Raw genomic sequence first — 14,715 nt, forward strand, 5'->3', positions numbered from 1 at the left:
AGCCACGCCGGGCAGTTCGTGGAAGGGCTGCTGCCGGATGCGGAACGCCTTGCCGGATGAAACCGGGAGGCTGACCGGGTTCCAGCCGTAGCAGGTCGTCCGACAGTTCGGGCATGACGAGCATGCTAAGGCCCGAGTCCGGTGTCTGGTTTCCGGTGTCCAGGTTTCCGGTCAGCTGCCACCGTGGGTGATGTAGAGCAGTGCGGTGTCGTCGTTGTGCCGGCCGTCGTCCTGTTGGACGGCGGCGAGAAGCGCATCGATGTAGGCGACCGGGTCCGTGATGGTGGCCAGCCGGCCGGCGAGGTCGATGAAGCGTTCCTCACCCAGGCGGGTTCCGTCGGCGGAGAAGCCTTCGAAGGCGCCGTCGGTGTAGAGCAGCAGCCCGGCCCCGGGTGGCAGGGCGACGGCGGTCTCGTGCCAGCGACCGCGGCCGGGGAACATGCCCAGGCTCAGGCCGTTCCGCACGTCGACCGGCCGGGCGCCGTCCGGGGTGACGATCAACGGCGGCGGGTGTCCGGCGGCGGTGATGATGGCCTGGCGGCGGTCGGCGTCGATGCGTACGCCGCACACCGTGGCGAACATGCCGTCGTGCGGGCGCTCGGCGACCAGGACGTCCTCGAGCAGCCGCATCCGCTGCGTCTTCGGGACACCGGCCAGGGTCAGGGTGCGCCAGCCGACGCGGAGGGCGACGCCCATCGCGGCCTCGTCGGGGCCGCTGCCACACACGTCGCCGATCACCGCGTGCACCGCGCCGGGGGCGGTTTGCACGACGTCGTAGAAGTCACCGCCGAGCAGGGCTCGTTGCCGGCCAGGCACATAACGGCTGACCAGCCGGACGGCGGGGTCGGCGAGGATGGGTTTGGGGAGCAGGCCGCGCTGCAGGCGAACGTTCTCGTTGGCCAGCAGCCGACTGTCGCGCAGGCCGCGTTCGGCGTTCTGCCCTCGTTTGCGGTGAATCGCGTACCGGATCGTACGGCCGAGCAGGGCTGCGTCGATCTGGCCCTTGACCAGGTAGTCCTGGGCGCCGGCGGCGACCGCCGCAGCGGCGGTGGCGTTATCGTCGAGGCCGGTCAGCACCAGCACTGCGGTCCGCGGCCACCGGTCGAGAACCCGCCGCAACGCGTCCAATCCCTGGCCGTCGGGCAGGTGCAGATCGAGCAGTACCCCGTCCGGAGAGTGGTCGGAGTTGATCGCATGAGCGAGGGTCGAGGCCACATCGAGGTGAGCTGCAACATCGCTGTCCGTCAGGTACTCGCGGACCAGCAGCGCGTCGCCGGGGTCGTCCTCGATGAGCAGTAGGGTGTAGCCGGCCGAGAGTTGGTCGGTGCCATCCGCGTGCGACGTCGCCACCGCGTGGTGCTGAGGTGCGGGTGTCCGGCGGTCGACACCGGTCATCGCAGCTCCGGTCGTGAGCGGGTTGCCGCGTGCTCGGTCAGCGTTGTGTCGCCCATCGCCCCGCCCCCACCATTCACCGACCTGGTCAGTATGCCGCAGCGTGCAGGCGCTGATCGAGACTGCCTTACGGCCGGGGCCGATTGCGTGCAGGAACGGCAAGTGCGACGGGGGCGAGTCCCAGCTCCAGTCCCGCACCGGCATCGCCGCCGGCCGCCCCCCCCCCCCACTCGCCAACCGCGACCAGCGGCTTCGACGACCGGGCGCAAGAGGCCGCCAGCCCAGGAACGATGCCGAGGATCCGTACGACTACGACGAGCAGGCGGATCGGCCAGGGCTGCCGCTCTCCCGTGCGGGGAGCGGCGGGCACCCCTGGCGCCACCGCCCCGCAAATCTCGGCCATCGATCACTCAGGGCTTCCCTCACGCGGTCTTCGGACGACGCCGGTCGATCGTGTTGGCCACCGCATCGGCGGCACTGCTCTGCAATTCCTTGGTGACGCTCTGGTGGGTGTCTCGGTGAGGGTGGCAGTGGAGTCGGCCGAGTTGTTCGGCCAGGACCTTGATCTCGACACCGCCATCGCGGGCCACGTTGGCGGCGCCGGGTTGGCGCGCAGGTCGTGCAGCCGGATCGGAGGCAGCCCAGCTTGCCAGAACGGCAGCCAGAGGTCCCGCCGGCAGACCGGCGGGACCTCTGGGTCAAGACAGGATCATGGACGGGGTGCCGGCGGCGGGCCGGCATCCCGGTGCCATGGTGCGATTACGGGGTCGTCATGCCGAGCGTGTAGCTACCGGAGCCGCTGTAGGCGTAGACGTCGTAGCGGTAGTAGCCAGAGGTCCCGCTGTAGGTAATCGACTCGTCCGAGCTGGAGCTGTACGAGCCGGCCACGTCCACCCAGGAGCTGCCGTTCCACTTCTGCAGGTACAGGTCGAAGTCGGTGCCGGACGGGCCGTGCAGGCAGGCCCGGTGGGTGCCGGAGCTCGACGAGTAGTAGTAGCTGCCGTTGGGCTGGTACGAGCTGCTGTGGTAGGACACCGAGCCGTTGTAGGTGGACTCGTAGCCGGAGCAGCTGCCGCCGCCACCGCCACCACTGTCGGTGCGCAGCGTCAGCCCGTACGCCGAGAGGATCTCGTTGACCGGCTGGAAGTAGGTGGTGCCGCCGGAGGTGCAGTTGCCCGACCCGCCGGAGGTCACGCCCTGCGCCTGCTGCCCGGAGAGCCAGGAGCCGCCCGAGTCACCGGGCTCGGCGCAGACGTTGGTCCGGGTCAGGCCGCTGACCGAGCCCTGCGAGTAGTTGACGGTCTGGTTCTTGGCCTGGATGCTGCCGCAGTGCCAGCCGGTGGTCGATCCGGAGCGGCAGATCGACGCGCCGACCGCGGCCTCGGAGGAGCCGGTGACGGTCACGTTGCCACCGGAGTAGTTGTTCACCCAGGGTTGGGGCGTCCAGTTGGAGTTGGTGGCGACCCAGGCGTAGTCGTTGCCGGGGAACGAGGACGCCTGGAAGGTGCCCTGCGACACCTGGTTGTAGCCCTGGGTCGAGGTGCCGGCGGTGCCGCAGTGGCCGGCGGTGACGAATCCGCCGCTCACCGAGAAACCGACCGAGCAGCGACCGCCGCCCATGTAGAAGGCGTCGCCGCCGCGTACGTCGTAGAGGGTGCGCGGCGACTCGGTGGTGCTGACCACCCGGACAGCCGAGGCGTCGGCGCCGCTGGCTCGCACGAACGTCCGGGCCGCGCTGGTGCCGCCCTTGGCCAGGACCACGACACTGTTGGTGGTCACGTCGACGTACCAGCCGGGTACCGAGGCGGCCGGGGCCTTGGCGGCGGCGCGGTCCAGATCCGCCTTGGCGGCGTCGAGCTCTGCGCCGCTGCGAGCGACCAGCTTGGCCTGAGCGCCGGCGGCCTTGACCCGGCCGGCGGCTGCCTTGGTGGTGACGGCGACGACCAGGGTGTTCGCGTCGTCGGTCAGCCAGCCCCCGGCATACGCGCTACCGAGGGTCTTGCGCAGCCGGGCGTCGAGGTGGCTGCCCTTGTCGTCGCGGGCGATCCGAGCCCGCGCCTGATCGGCGGCGAGCCCCAGGTCGCGCTGCATGGCGGCGAGCATCGCGGGCGATGCGGCCTCGGCCAGCTTCTGGGCCCGGGCGCCGGTGTCGCCGGCGCTGGCCAGGGCGGGCGAGGCCACCGCGGTGGCGGCCCAGACGGGCAGCAGGATCAATGCCGCTGCCGCGGCGAGGCTTCGTTTCATCCGGTTTCTCCTTCGGGGGATGGCTACGACGCCGGTGCTGTTGTCAGCGCCGCAGGAGACACGGAGAGTGCTCGCGGTCCGGTGGGACCCGCCCGGGTCGGCGGCCTGAAGGCAGGGGTCCTTTGCCCTGCCCCTGGCCCGGCGCCACGCCACCACCCGTCGATCCGTCTCGGCTGGTTCGGCACGGGACGACCAGGACGCGGTCGAACTTAACAGACATTAAATCGACTTGGCTAGATGTCGAAGAACGTTGATCCCAGCGCGCCTGCCTGCCGGCGGCCGCCGTCCGTCGGGCCCATGACCTCATCACCGCCGGCGCCCGTGGGCCACCTGGGGCGCCCTCCCCGCGAGTGGAGGATGCCGGGAGGCTGATGCCGCACCTGTCACCGCACCCGACGAACACTTTCGTCCATGGCAGACAAAAGTTTGATGGATCCAGATGAAAGCTATGGACATGTCGGCATGTCTTTTATAGCGTCGGCGAGGTGAAGGTGTTACGTCGTAGTTAACCGCCCGATCAGCGGCTCCTCGGCGTAGCCGTCACACGGCTGTCGGCAGCCGGCCGACACCTGACCGCCACTCGCCTTTCACCCGAGTCCTTCGCCCGTCACCGAATGCCCACCGCGACGCGGCGCCGACCTGCTCGACGCCGTGACCGCCGGGTGCCGCGTGCCGGGCCGCTCCGCCATGCCCACAAACCCGTCCCCGTCCATAAAGGAGCAGTTGGCTACACCCCCTTTGACCTGCCCGACCAGTCCCCCAGCGCAAGGAGAGGCAGATGAAGAGACGACTCACGCTCGCCGTAGCGGGCCTGACGACCATGGCGCTCGTCGCCACCCCGACCGGCGCGCTCGCCGCACCCGACGCGACCAGCACGCCGCCGGACAGCGACTTCCAGAAGGTCACCCTCAACGACAGCCCGGGCGAGCCGATGGACCTCGCGGTGCTGCCCGACAGCCGGGTGCTGCACGTGACCCGCGCCGGCGATGTCTGGCTGCACGATCCGACCACCGGCCGCAACTCGATCGCCGCGACGCTGGACGTCTACCGGCACGACGAGGAGGGCCTGCAGAACGTCGCGATCGACCCGAACTTCGGCAGGGCCGGCAACAACTGGATCTACCTGTACTACTCGCCGCCGCTGGACACGCCGGTGGACGACCCGTCGACCCCGACCGTCAACGAGGGCGACGCGCCGGCCTGGGGCACCGACGCGGACTTCGCGAAGTTCAAGGGCGCGATCCGGCTGTCCCGGTTCCGCCTCGTGAAGGACAAGCTGGACCTGTCCACCGAGCAGCAGATCATCGACGTACCGGTCGATCGGGGCATCTGCTGCCACGTCGGCGGGGACATCGTCTTCGACGCCAAGGGCAACCTGTACCTGTCCACCGGCGACGACACCAACCCGTTCGAGTCCGGCGGCTACGCGCCCCTCGACGAGCGCCCGGGCCGCAACCCGGCGTATGACGCGCAACGCACCGCGGCCAACACCAACGACCTGCGCGGCAAGATCCTGCGCATGAAGGTCGGCGAGAACGGCGGCTACAGCATCCCGGACGGAAACCTCTTCCCGGAGGGTACGGCCGGCACCCGGCCCGAGATCTATCTGATGGGCCTGCGCAACCCGTTCCGGATCGAGCTGAACCGCGAAACCGGCGACCTGTACGTCGGTGACTACTCGCCGGACGCCCGCCAGGCGGATCCGCTGCGCGGGCCGGCCGGGCACGGCAAGTGGTTCGCCGCCCGCGAGGCCGGCAACTACGGGTGGCCGTACTGCGCCACCGCACAACTGCCGTACGTGGACTACGACTTCGCCACCGGCCAGTCGGGTGAGCCGTTCAACTGCGCCGCGCCGGTCAACGAGTCACCGCACAACACGGGACTGCGCGAGTTGCCCCCGGTGCAGCAGCCACAGATGTGGTACACCTACGGCACCTCGGCGCAGTTCCCCGAGCTGGGCACCGGCGGCATCGGCCCGATGGCCGGGCCGGCGTACCAGTTCGCCCGCCCGACGACGCACGGACGCGCGCCGGTGGCGTGGCCGGCGTACTACGACGGCATGCCGCTGTTCCACGAATGGACCCGGGACTACGTGAAGGGCTTCCGGCTGGACTCCGGCGGCGACCTGACCGGGATCGAGTCGGTGCTCCCGTCGATCACCTTCGACAATCCGATGGACCTGGAGTTCGGCCCGGACGGCGCGCTCTACGTGCTCGAGTACGGCGACGGCTATTTCCGTGAGAACCCGGACGCGCAGCTGGCCCGGATCGACTACACCGGCTGGACGGGCAACCACACCCCGGTGCCGCAGGTCTCGGCCACGCCCACCAACGGGCTCACGCCGCTGACCGTCACGTTCTCCAGCGAGGGCACCACCGACTACGACGGCGACCGGCTGCGGTACGCGTGGGACTTCGACAACGACGGCAAGGTCGACTCGCGGGCGGCGAACCCGACCTTCACGTACCAGGAGAACGGCCTCTACGACGCCACCCTCAACGTGACCGACCCGGGCGGGCTCTCCGCATCCGCGTCGGTCCGGGTCGTCGTCGGCAACGCCGCGCCCGTCGTCGAGCTGGTCAAGCCGGTCGAAGGCCAGCCCTTCCAGTTCGGCGACACGGTGGAGTTCGAGGTACGGGTGACCGACGACCAGCCGGTGGACTGCGCCCGGGTCAGCGTCACGTACATCCTCGGCCACGACCAGCACGGCCACCCGCAGACCACCGCCAACGGCTGCATCGGCTCGATCCAGACGACGGTGCCGACCGGCCACGACCCGGAGACCGACCACCTGACCGCCGTGTTCGTCGCGTCCTACACCGACCCCGGCGGCGACGGCCTGCCGTCGCTGACCGGCACCGACCAGGTCGTCCTGGTCCCCACCGCCTAACTTTCCGACAAGGAGACAAGCATGTGTTACGGATACGACGGGACAGCCGCGCTGCGGCACTCCGTTGACCGGCGCAGCCTGCTGCGGGGGTCACTGGCCGCCCTGGCCGGCCTCGGGCTGGTGTCCTCCGGCATCGGCGCGACGGCCGCGTCGGCCACCGCCCACGACACCGGACGGCACCACGTGCCCCCGGGCCTGATCAGCATCCAGCTGTGGACGGTGCGCGACGCGTTGTGGGGCTCGCCCGGCTACGACGCCACCCTCACCCACCTCGCCCGGATCGGTTACCCGCGCGTGGAGCTGGCGCTCGGGTACTTCGGCCGCACGGCTGCCCAGCTGCGCCAGTTCCTCGACGGCATCGGCATCGAGGCCAGCTCGAGCCACGACGGGATCAGCGCCGATGCCGCCGGGCTGGAGGCGAAAATCCAGAACGCGCTCACCCTGGGCCAGCAGTTCATGGTGGTGCCGTACCTGAACTCCGAGCGGGAGGACGACTGGAAGCGCTGGGCGGAGCAGATGAACGCCGAGGCCGCCGCGGCGCGGGCGGCCGGCCTGCGCTACGGGTACCACAACCACGCGCACGAGTTCACCATCGACCTCGGTGGTGGCAAGCGGCCGTGGGACGTGCTGACCGCGGAGCTCGACCCCGGGCTTGTGCACCTGGAGGTGGACCTCTATTGGGCGGTCACCGGGGGCATCAACTCCGGTGACGGCGTCGCGGACCCGGAAGGTTTCGCGCTGGACGTGATCCGTTCCGCGCCGCAGCGGGTGCTGCAGTTCCACGTCAAGGACCGGGACGCGGCCACCGGCGACATGGCGGACCTGGGCACCGGGATGATCGACTTCGCCCGGATCTTCCGGGAGCACTCGGTGCTGGAGTACATCGTCGAGAACGACACCCCGGACGTGACGCCGCAGCAGACGGCCGAAATCGGCTACCGCTACCTGCGCAAGCTGCGGTTCTGATCGACCGCGCAGAGCGGCACTGACGGACACCAGGGCCGGCGGGCGGTTCGCGGCGACACACTCCCCGCCGACCAGCAGAAACAGCCGGCCCTGGTGTCCCGGCCGCCGACGGGGGCGCCCGTCACCAGGCTGTTGGGCGGTGCGAATGCGCCGCGCCCGGCACAATGGCAGTTGGCCCTGGGACGGGAAAGGATGGGCGATGAGGCTCGGTCTGCATTACTGGAACTTCTCCACGCCCGCCGACCCCTCGCAGATGGCCGGGACCCTGGCGGAGACCGCCCGGGTCGCGGAGCAGGCCGGGATGTCCGCGTTCACGGTCATGGACCATTACTTCCAGATGGAGTTCAGCACCTCGGCCGAGGAGCCGATGCTGGAGGCGTACACGACCCTGGGCTACGTGGCGGCCAGGACCGAAAAGATGACGCTCGGCGTCCTCGTCACCGGGGTGATGTACCGCTATCCGGGCCTGCTCGCCAAGATCGTCACCACGCTCGACGTGCTCTCCGGCGGGCGGGCGCGGCTCGGCATCGGCGCGTCGTGGTACGACCGCGAGCAGCGCGGCCTCGGCGTACCGGACGTCCCGGTCAAGGAACGCTTCGAACGGCTCGAGGAAGCGTTGCAGATCTGCCGGCAGATGTGGAGCGACGACAACGGCCGCTTCGACGGCCGGCACTACCAGCTGGCCGAGACGTTGAACGTGCCGGCGCCGATCAGCCGACCGCACCCCCCGATCATGATCGGCGGCGGCGGCGAGAAGAAGACCCTGCGGCTCGTGGCCCGCTACGCCGACGCCTGCAACCTGTTCGGCACCACCCCGGCGGAGGTCGCGCACAAGCTCGACGTCCTGCGGGAACACTGCGCCGCCGAGGGCCGGGACTACGACAGCGTCGCAAAGACCGTGCTGGTGATGCGGCCGCCCCTGCCCGACGTCGACGCGTTCGTGGCCGAGGTGGCCGAGTACGCGGCGCTCGGCGTGACCGAGGTGCAGACGATGCCCGACCGCCACCCGGTGCAGTTCGCGCAGGAACTGGCCGACCAGCGGGTGGTGGCGCGGTTGGCCGAACTCGCCTGATCCCGACACTCGGCCGAAACCCGGCGACCGGCCGAGCATCCAGTGGGGTCCCGCGGGCACCCGCGCGGCGAGGAGCCCCGGTGGCGGCTCACGCAGCCCGAGTCGCCACCCCGGCGGCCGGGGCCGCCGGGCGGGGGCGACAGCAGTTCAGTCCTGCTTGTCGAGGAAGGCGAGCGTGACCGCGGCGAACAGCGGGGAGACCCCGATGTCGTAGTGCGTCAGCCCGGGCAGGATGGCCAACGCGTGGCCGCCCTTCGGCCGGCTCTCGCCCATCCAGCCACCGTCGCGCAGCCCGCCGTCGAGCAGCTTGAACACCTCGACGTAGTGACTCGGCGGCGCCATGTCCGCGTCGGCGGCCACGATCAGCGTCGGCACCTGCAGCCCGCGGACCTCCTCGGTATAGTCGAAATCCTTCGCCATTGCCGCACCGATCTTGTCCAGCAGCCGCGGGAAGTCCTCGGGACGCGGGGCCACCCGCTGGTAGAGCTCGTACATCGGGGTTTCCTTCAGGAACTCGACGGCCGCCGCGCCGACCTGGGCCTGCTGCTGCAGCATCTCGGGGTAGATGGCGTCGCGGCGGATGTTCGCCGAGGCTGCGACCAGCCGGCCCACCAGGTGCGGGTGCCGGATCGCGGTCTGCAGCGCGACCCCGCCGCCGAGGGAGTAGCCGACGACGTCCGGCTTGCGCAGCCCGAGGTGATCGATGAGCGCGGCGATGTCGTCGGCCATCAGCGTGACGTCGAGCGGCCGGTCGACGTCGGCGGTGCGGCCGTGTCCCTGCAGGTCGACCAGGATGACCTGGTGGTGGTCGGCCAGCGCGGGCAGGATCGGCGCGAACATCTCGCCCGCGCACAGACCGCCGTGCAGCAGGATCAGTGGGCGTCCCGCACCGTGCGTCTCGTAGTAGAGGCTGATGCCGTTGACGTCGGCGTACCGCCCGGTGCCGGCGTTGTGTTGAGTCGCGGTCATGCTGTGCTCCTCGGGTCGTGTCGTCGAACTGACGCCGGTTCTGACCAGCCGGACCCGGGGGACTCATCGCTGCCGGCGCGGCGAATTTCGCCGGACGCTCCTGGCGGCGGACGCTCGACTACCGTGGTCGGGGTGAGTGAGGTGGCGACCGGCGCGTCGGTCGAGTCACAGCTGGAGGCGTACCGGTCGGAACTGACCGGCTACTGCTACCGCATGCTGGGGTCCGTCTTCGAGGCCGAGGACGCCGTGCAGGACACCTTCGTGCGGGCCTGGCGCGGGTTCGACCGGTTCGAGGGGCGGGCCGCGCTGCGGACCTGGCTGTACCGGATCGCGACCAATGTGTGCCTGACCATGCTCACCGGCGCCCAACGGCGGATCGTGCCGATGGACCTCGGCCCGGCCGGCTCCGGTCGCGCCACCGACCCGGGTGAGCCGCGCCCCGACGAGGTCTGGGTGGGCCCGGCGCCCGACGGCCGGGTCCTGCCGGAGCACAGCGACCCGGCCGACGTGGTCACCGCCCGCGAATCGGTCCGGCTGGCGTTCGTCGCGGCGCTGCAGCACCTGCCGCCACGGCAGCGGGCCGTGCTGATCCTGCGCGAGGTGCTGGCCTGGTCGGCCCAGGAGGTGGCCGAACTGCTCGACACCTCGACGGCGAGCGTCAACAGCGCCCTGCAGCGGGCCCGTGCCACGCTCGCAGTCGCCGACACCACCGCCGACGTGTACCAGCCGATGGACGACGAACAGAAGGCGCTGCTCGCGCGCTACGTGCGGGCGTTCGAGGCGTACGACCTCGAGGCGCTCACGACGCTGCTGCACGAGGACGTCACCCTGTCGATGCCTCCGGTGCCGCTGTGGTTGCGTGGCCACGGCGACATCCGGGCCTGGATGGCCGGTACCGGCAGCGGGTGCCGCGGATCCCGCCTGGTGCCGGTGGTGGCCAACGGCATGCCGGCGTTCGGGCAGTACCGGCCCGGCCGCACCGGCTCGGGCCACGACCCGTGGGCTCTGATCGTGCTGGAGCTGTCAGCCGGGCGGATCTGCGGGATCACCAGCTTCCTCGACACCGCCCGGCTCTTCCCGATTTTCGGGCTGCCCGCCCGACTCGGGTAGCACGCCGGTCAGGCCGAGCAGGCCGACCAGTCGCAGCAGACCCGGGCCGCTGCCCCGCACGACCAGCTGCCAGCCGTGCCGCCGCGCGGTCAACCGCAGCCGGGCCAGCGCCTCGACCGTCACCACGTCGGGCGAGGCCACGCCGGCCACGTCGCAGTCGACGATGCCGGGGCCACGGCCACGCAGCAGTTCGGCGAGCTCGGCGCAGAGGGCGGGGATGTCCGCGCGGGTGACCGCGGCGCCGACTGCGAAGGAGATCCCGGGGGTCGCCACCTGGATCGGACCGGCGGCCGGCGCGGAACTCATCGCCCGCGCCGACGTACCGCCTCAAGCAGCTCTTTCAACCAGAGGGTTGACGGACGGGCGAGCGGCGACCTACGGTACTTTCAACCATCAGGTTGAAGGCAGGGGGATCGATGACCGCGGACACGCTGTCCCGGGTCTTCGCCGCCCTCGCGGATCCGACCCGGCGCGACATGGTCGCCCGGCTCTCCGAGGGCGACGCGACCGTGAGCCAGCTGGCCGAGCCGTACCGGATCACGCTGCAGGCCGTCTACAAGCACCTGCGGGTGCTCGAGGACGCCGGGCTCGTCAGCCGACCGCGCGGGCCGCAGCCCCGGCCGGTGCGCCTGGAGGTCCAGGCCCTGGACCTGGTGGACACCTGGATCGAGCGCCACCGGGACCGCGTCGAGCAGCGCTACCGGCGCCTTGACGCCGTCCTGGCCGAGATGAAGGGGAACAAGCATGGACAAAATCACGGAGACAGTCATCGAGGCCGATCCGAGGCTGCCGGCCATCCGGATGACTCGTGACTTCGCGGCAACGCCCGAGCAACTGTTCCGCGCCCACACCGATCCCGCACTGTTCGCCCGGTGGGTCGGACCCGACGCCGGGGCCACCCGGGTCGAGCGCTGGGACGCGTCCACCGGCGGCAGCTGGCGGTACGTCTCGGTCCACGACGGCACGGAGTACGGGTTCCACGGCTCCTTCCACGAGGTGCGGCCGGACCGTATCGTGCAGACCTTCACGTTCGAGGGCGATCCCGACGGGGTCGCGCTGGAGACGTTGTGGTTCGAGGACCTGGGCGACGGCCGTACGCGGCTGCGGACACAGTCCCTGGTCGACAGCTTCGAGGGCCGCGACGCGTGGCTGCGCAGCGGCATGGAGGTCGGTGTCGACGAGGGTTACGCGAAGCTGGACAGGATGCTGGCCGATGGCACTGTCTGACCGCCCGGCCGAGCGGCACCGCGAGGTTGCCGGGCTGTTCACCGACCGGGTCCGCGGCACCCGATCGTGGAACGCGCCGTCCCCCGTCGCCGGCTGGGCCGCCCGGGACGTCGTGCGTCACCTGACCGAGTGGTTCCCCGGGTTTCTCGCCTCCGGCGCCGGCATCGAACTGCCCCACGGGCCGTCGGTCGACGAAGACCCGGCCGCCGCGTGGCAGGTGCACTGCGACGGGGTGCAGGCGGTGCTGGACGATCCGGAGGCGGCGCACCGGGAATTCACCAACCCGCACATCGGCCGCCTGCCGCTGACGGCCGCGATCGACCAGTTCTACACCAGCGACGTGTTCATGCACACCTGGGATCTCTCCCGGGCCACCGACCAGGACGACCGGCTGGATCCCGACTTCTGCACTCAACTCCTCGGTGGGATGGAGCAGATGGAGGAGGTCATCCGCTCCTCCGGCCAGTTCGGCGCCCGGGTCGAGGTGCCCGACGGTGCGGACACCCAGACCAGACTGCTGGGTTTCATCGGCCGGGACCCGTTCTGGTCGCAGCGGTGAGCGGCATCCCGCCCGACCTGGCTCCACGCTGATCGGCCTCACCCGGGTTCGAGCCGGTGCCGCCGGCGAGGAGCTGGTCGCCCAGGGCGGTGCGGGAGAACAGGACATGGCGACCCTCCCGCCGGGAGGCCAGGATCCCGGCGGCCCGCAGCGCGTGCAGGTGGACGTTCAGTGTCGGTGCCGAAAGGCCGAGCAGCGCGGCGATCTGGGTGGTCGACATGGGCAGGTCCAGCTGCGCCAGCAGCGCCGCCCTGGTGCGTCCGAGGACGTCGGCCAGTGCCGGGCGGGGCAATGCCGGGTGCTCCCACAGCCGCCCGAGCCCGCGCGGCGAGTACGAGACGGTCGGCACGTGCGGGTGGGCGGTGAGCACGACGACGTCCGGCCAGGCGAACGCGCAGGGTACGAGCAGCAGGCCCCGACCGCCGAGGTCGGCGTGGCCCTCGTGGTACTTCACCACCCGGAGGGTGTCGCGGTCGAAGCTGACCGACGGGTGCAGCGTACGCAGCAACTGGTTCGCTCCCCCGTCGGCGAGCGCTTCGAGGCGGTACGCGAGGTCGGCGCGCAGCAGGGCGGAGACGCGCGGCCAGAACGGGGCCACCACCGCGCGCCAGTAGGCGTCGAGTTCGCGCACGATCGTGCCGAGGGCCGTCGCGGGCTCGTCGGCGAGCCGGTGCAGCAGCCGGGAGCGCTCGGTGCGGCCGGGCCCCTGCTGCGCGAGGCGATGACCGGCCAGATGCCGCAGTTGTCGGGCGACCTCGCCCGGATCGGCGGCGGCCACCTGCGCGAGGGCGGTGGCGATCGCCACGGACCGGCGCTGCGGCGACGGCACCAGGAAGTCGGGAAGGTAGCCGGCCGGGCGGACCAGCGCCGTCAGCAGCTCCATGTCCACGCCGGTCAGGCTGCCCGCGACCTGGCGGCGCCACGGCGCGTGCAGCTGGGCACCCGGGTGCGGCCCGGTCAGCGTTCGCAGGCTCAGCACCGTCTCCCACAACGGCGACGACGCGAACCGGATCCGGCTGAGGTCCTCGGCCGCGAAGTGCAGGTGGATCACCCTCGCAGATTAGGCCAGGAACGAATGGTGGCGTCCCACGCCGGGGCGCTGCGACGGTGGTCGGGCGCTCGTCCGACGTTCCGCCGGGCCCGGCCGCGCCGTCCTGGAAGGAGCTATTCGATGCCCGTCACGCCGTCCATTCCCGGCCCCCCGAACGCCGCGCAGCAACAGCTGCACGAGGCGTACGCCCGCCTGCACCGGTACGGGCCGGAGTTCGGCGGGGACGAGGAAGGCAACCACGGCCTGACGAACCACGGGCCGATGGCGGTCGAGGTGCTCCTGCGCCGGGGTCTCGACGTCGACGTGGACTGCTGGCTCGACCGCTACGTCCGCCGCCTCGCCGAACTCCCCCGCGGCACCCGACCGATCACCGAGGGCACCTGGGGCCACGCGCTCGGCGACCACCACCGGCTGCCCGACTGGACGCTGTGGTTCGCCGACCAGCTCCGCGACCGCCCGTGGGCGGAGCTTCTCGCCGAGTGGTGGCCCCGGTTGCTGCCGGGCATCGTGGCCGGCTCCACCCACGGCGTCATCCGCGTCGGCCATGCCGTCCGGGCTCTGCGCGCCACCGGCCCCAGCGGGACGGCCGGTCCGGCTCTGCGGGAACTGGCCCACGGCCTGGCCTTCTGGGCCGCCCGGTACCGGCCGCTGCCCGGACAGCGCCGGCCCGCCGGACACCTGTCCGCGGCCGACGCGCTGGACGCCGTACCACGCCTGGCGACGCAGGACGGATTCATCGCCCACCGGGTCGGCCGGCTGGCGACCACACCGGGCTGGCCGCACAGCCTCCGCGCCATCCGCCCCGCGCGCACCGTCGACGTACCCGCACGCCTCGCCGAACTCGTCGATGCCGCGACCCGTAGCTACCTGGTCCGGGGACACGGCTCCCCGGTGCTGCTGGTCCACACCGCAACCGCCCCGAACGCCGTGCTGCACACCCTCCCGGTGCTCCCCGAGCCGCTCTGGGTGCCCAGCTTCGACGCCGCATGGGCCGCCGCCGCCGCGATCACCGCCACATACGCCCCCACCCGGCGGGCACCCCGCCCCGACGTCACGCCCGCCCCAGCCGGCGACGACCCGGTGACCGAGGTTCTGCACCGCGCCGCCGACCACGGCGACGAACACGTCATCAAGTTCACCGACACCGCCGTCGAGGCGTACGAACGCGCCCACGACCCCGACCTGCTCGCCGCGGCCCTGCGCGCCGGCGAACTCATCACCGGTTGAGCCGCGAC

Annotated in this window: 14 protein-coding genes; 8 read left to right on the forward strand and 6 right to left on the reverse strand. The window is 71.4% G+C overall.

The window, feature by feature from the left end:
* Positions 1-171 precede the first annotated feature (171 nt).
* The 3 genes from ACL02O_RS04750 to ACL02O_RS04760 all read right to left on the reverse strand — a co-directional run bounded on the left by ACL02O_RS04750 (position 172) and on the right by ACL02O_RS04760 (position 3,636).
* A complete protein-coding gene (locus ACL02O_RS04750) occupies positions 172-1,395 on the reverse strand; it encodes a PP2C family protein-serine/threonine phosphatase (RefSeq protein ID WP_412816705.1) in 1,224 nt (407 codons plus the stop codon).
* Positions 1,396-1,814: 419 nt separating this feature from the next.
* Entirely contained in the window at positions 1,815-1,982 is a 168-nt protein-coding gene (locus ACL02O_RS04755; RefSeq protein ID WP_412816706.1) for a hypothetical protein, read from the reverse strand.
* 169 nt (positions 1,983-2,151) lie between these two features.
* Entirely contained in the window at positions 2,152-3,636 is a 1,485-nt protein-coding gene (locus ACL02O_RS04760; protein WP_412816707.1) for a S1 family peptidase, read from the reverse strand.
* Between the two features lie 778 nt (positions 3,637-4,414).
* Between ACL02O_RS04760 and ACL02O_RS04765 the strand changes: the two genes are divergently transcribed.
* The 3 genes from ACL02O_RS04765 (at position 4,415) to ACL02O_RS04775 (ending at position 8,564) form a co-directional block, all read left to right on the forward strand.
* Entirely contained in the window at positions 4,415-6,526 is a 2,112-nt protein-coding gene (locus ACL02O_RS04765) for a PQQ-dependent sugar dehydrogenase (protein WP_412816708.1), read from the forward strand.
* 21 nt (positions 6,527-6,547) lie between these two features.
* On the forward strand, positions 6,548-7,492 hold the full coding sequence (locus ACL02O_RS04770; protein WP_412816709.1) for a sugar phosphate isomerase/epimerase family protein: 945 nt from the start codon (positions 6,548-6,550) through the stop codon (positions 7,490-7,492).
* A 199-nt stretch (positions 7,493-7,691) separates the two neighbouring features.
* Positions 7,692-8,564, forward strand: a complete 873-nt coding sequence (locus tag ACL02O_RS04775) for an LLM class F420-dependent oxidoreductase (protein ID WP_412816710.1) — start codon at positions 7,692-7,694, stop codon at positions 8,562-8,564.
* Positions 8,565-8,711: 147 nt separating this feature from the next.
* On the opposite strand, the gene ACL02O_RS04780 is transcribed toward ACL02O_RS04775, so the two are convergent.
* Positions 8,712-9,533 carry an alpha/beta fold hydrolase gene (locus ACL02O_RS04780; RefSeq protein WP_412816711.1) on the reverse strand — a complete coding sequence of 274 codons (822 nt, stop codon included), beginning with the start codon at positions 9,531-9,533 and terminating at the stop codon, positions 8,712-8,714.
* 132 nt (positions 9,534-9,665) lie between these two features.
* Here ACL02O_RS04780 and ACL02O_RS04785 point away from each other — a divergent pair, with 132 nt between their 5' ends.
* A complete protein-coding gene (locus ACL02O_RS04785) occupies positions 9,666-10,643 on the forward strand; it encodes a sigma-70 family RNA polymerase sigma factor (RefSeq protein ID WP_412816712.1) in 978 nt (325 codons plus the stop codon).
* Here ACL02O_RS04785 and ACL02O_RS04790 read toward each other — a convergent pair.
* Complete coding sequence (locus ACL02O_RS04790; protein WP_412816713.1) at positions 10,557-10,949, reverse strand: STAS domain-containing protein; 393 nt, start codon at positions 10,947-10,949, stop codon at positions 10,557-10,559. The genes ACL02O_RS04785 and ACL02O_RS04790 overlap by 87 nt on opposite strands.
* A gap of 110 nt (positions 10,950-11,059) precedes the next feature.
* Here ACL02O_RS04790 and ACL02O_RS04795 point away from each other — a divergent pair, with 110 nt between their 5' ends.
* From ACL02O_RS04795 to ACL02O_RS04805, 3 genes are read left to right on the forward strand one after another with little or no spacing between them, the layout of a single operon-like run.
* Entirely contained in the window at positions 11,060-11,455 is a 396-nt protein-coding gene (locus tag ACL02O_RS04795) for an ArsR/SmtB family transcription factor (protein ID WP_412816714.1), read from the forward strand.
* On the forward strand, positions 11,445-11,870 hold the full coding sequence (locus tag ACL02O_RS04800) for an SRPBCC family protein (RefSeq protein ID WP_412816715.1): 426 nt from the start codon (positions 11,445-11,447) through the stop codon (positions 11,868-11,870). Before ACL02O_RS04795 ends, ACL02O_RS04800 begins: the two co-directional genes overlap by 11 nt.
* A complete protein-coding gene (locus ACL02O_RS04805) occupies positions 11,857-12,429 on the forward strand; it encodes a TIGR03086 family metal-binding protein (protein ID WP_412816716.1) in 573 nt (190 codons plus the stop codon). The genes ACL02O_RS04800 and ACL02O_RS04805 overlap by 14 nt, the downstream gene beginning before the upstream one ends.
* Here ACL02O_RS04805 and ACL02O_RS04810 read toward each other — a convergent pair.
* On the reverse strand, positions 12,395-13,480 hold the full coding sequence (locus ACL02O_RS04810; protein ID WP_412816717.1) for an ArsR/SmtB family transcription factor: 1,086 nt from the start codon (positions 13,478-13,480) through the stop codon (positions 12,395-12,397). The genes ACL02O_RS04805 and ACL02O_RS04810 overlap by 35 nt on opposite strands.
* A gap of 120 nt (positions 13,481-13,600) precedes the next feature.
* Between ACL02O_RS04810 and ACL02O_RS04815 the strand changes: the two genes are divergently transcribed.
* Entirely contained in the window at positions 13,601-14,707 is a 1,107-nt protein-coding gene (locus ACL02O_RS04815) for a questin oxidase family protein (RefSeq protein ID WP_412816718.1), read from the forward strand.
* The last annotated feature ends 8 nt before the right edge of the window (positions 14,708-14,715 follow it).

The sequence above is a fragment of the Micromonospora mangrovicola genome (genome assembly GCF_047200535.1).
Classification (GTDB): Bacteria; Actinomycetota; Actinomycetes; order Mycobacteriales; family Micromonosporaceae; genus Micromonospora.

Coding starts and splice junctions, on each gene's coding strand:
- ACL02O_RS04765 (WP_412816708.1), top strand. CDS start 4,415: ATGAAGAGACGACTCACGCTCGCCGTAGCGGGCCTGACGACCATGGCG.
- ACL02O_RS04800 (WP_412816715.1), top strand. CDS start 11,445: ATGACTCGTGACTTCGCGGCAACGCCCGAGCAACTGTTCCGCGCCCAC.
- ACL02O_RS04760 (WP_412816707.1), bottom strand. CDS start 3,636: ATGAAACGAAGCCTCGCCGCGGCAGCGGCATTGATCCTGCTGCCCGTC.
- ACL02O_RS04750 (WP_412816705.1), bottom strand. CDS start 1,395: ATGACCGGTGTCGACCGCCGGACACCCGCACCTCAGCACCACGCGGTG.
- ACL02O_RS04805 (WP_412816716.1), top strand. CDS start 11,857: ATGGCACTGTCTGACCGCCCGGCCGAGCGGCACCGCGAGGTTGCCGGG.
- ACL02O_RS04770 (WP_412816709.1), top strand. CDS start 6,548: ATGTGTTACGGATACGACGGGACAGCCGCGCTGCGGCACTCCGTTGAC.
- ACL02O_RS04790 (WP_412816713.1), bottom strand. CDS start 10,949: ATGAGTTCCGCGCCGGCCGCCGGTCCGATCCAGGTGGCGACCCCCGGG.
- ACL02O_RS04815 (WP_412816718.1), top strand. CDS start 13,601: ATGCCCGTCACGCCGTCCATTCCCGGCCCCCCGAACGCCGCGCAGCAA.
- ACL02O_RS04780 (WP_412816711.1), bottom strand. CDS start 9,533: ATGACCGCGACTCAACACAACGCCGGCACCGGGCGGTACGCCGACGTC.
- ACL02O_RS04795 (WP_412816714.1), top strand. CDS start 11,060: ATGACCGCGGACACGCTGTCCCGGGTCTTCGCCGCCCTCGCGGATCCG.
- ACL02O_RS04775 (WP_412816710.1), top strand. CDS start 7,692: ATGAGGCTCGGTCTGCATTACTGGAACTTCTCCACGCCCGCCGACCCC.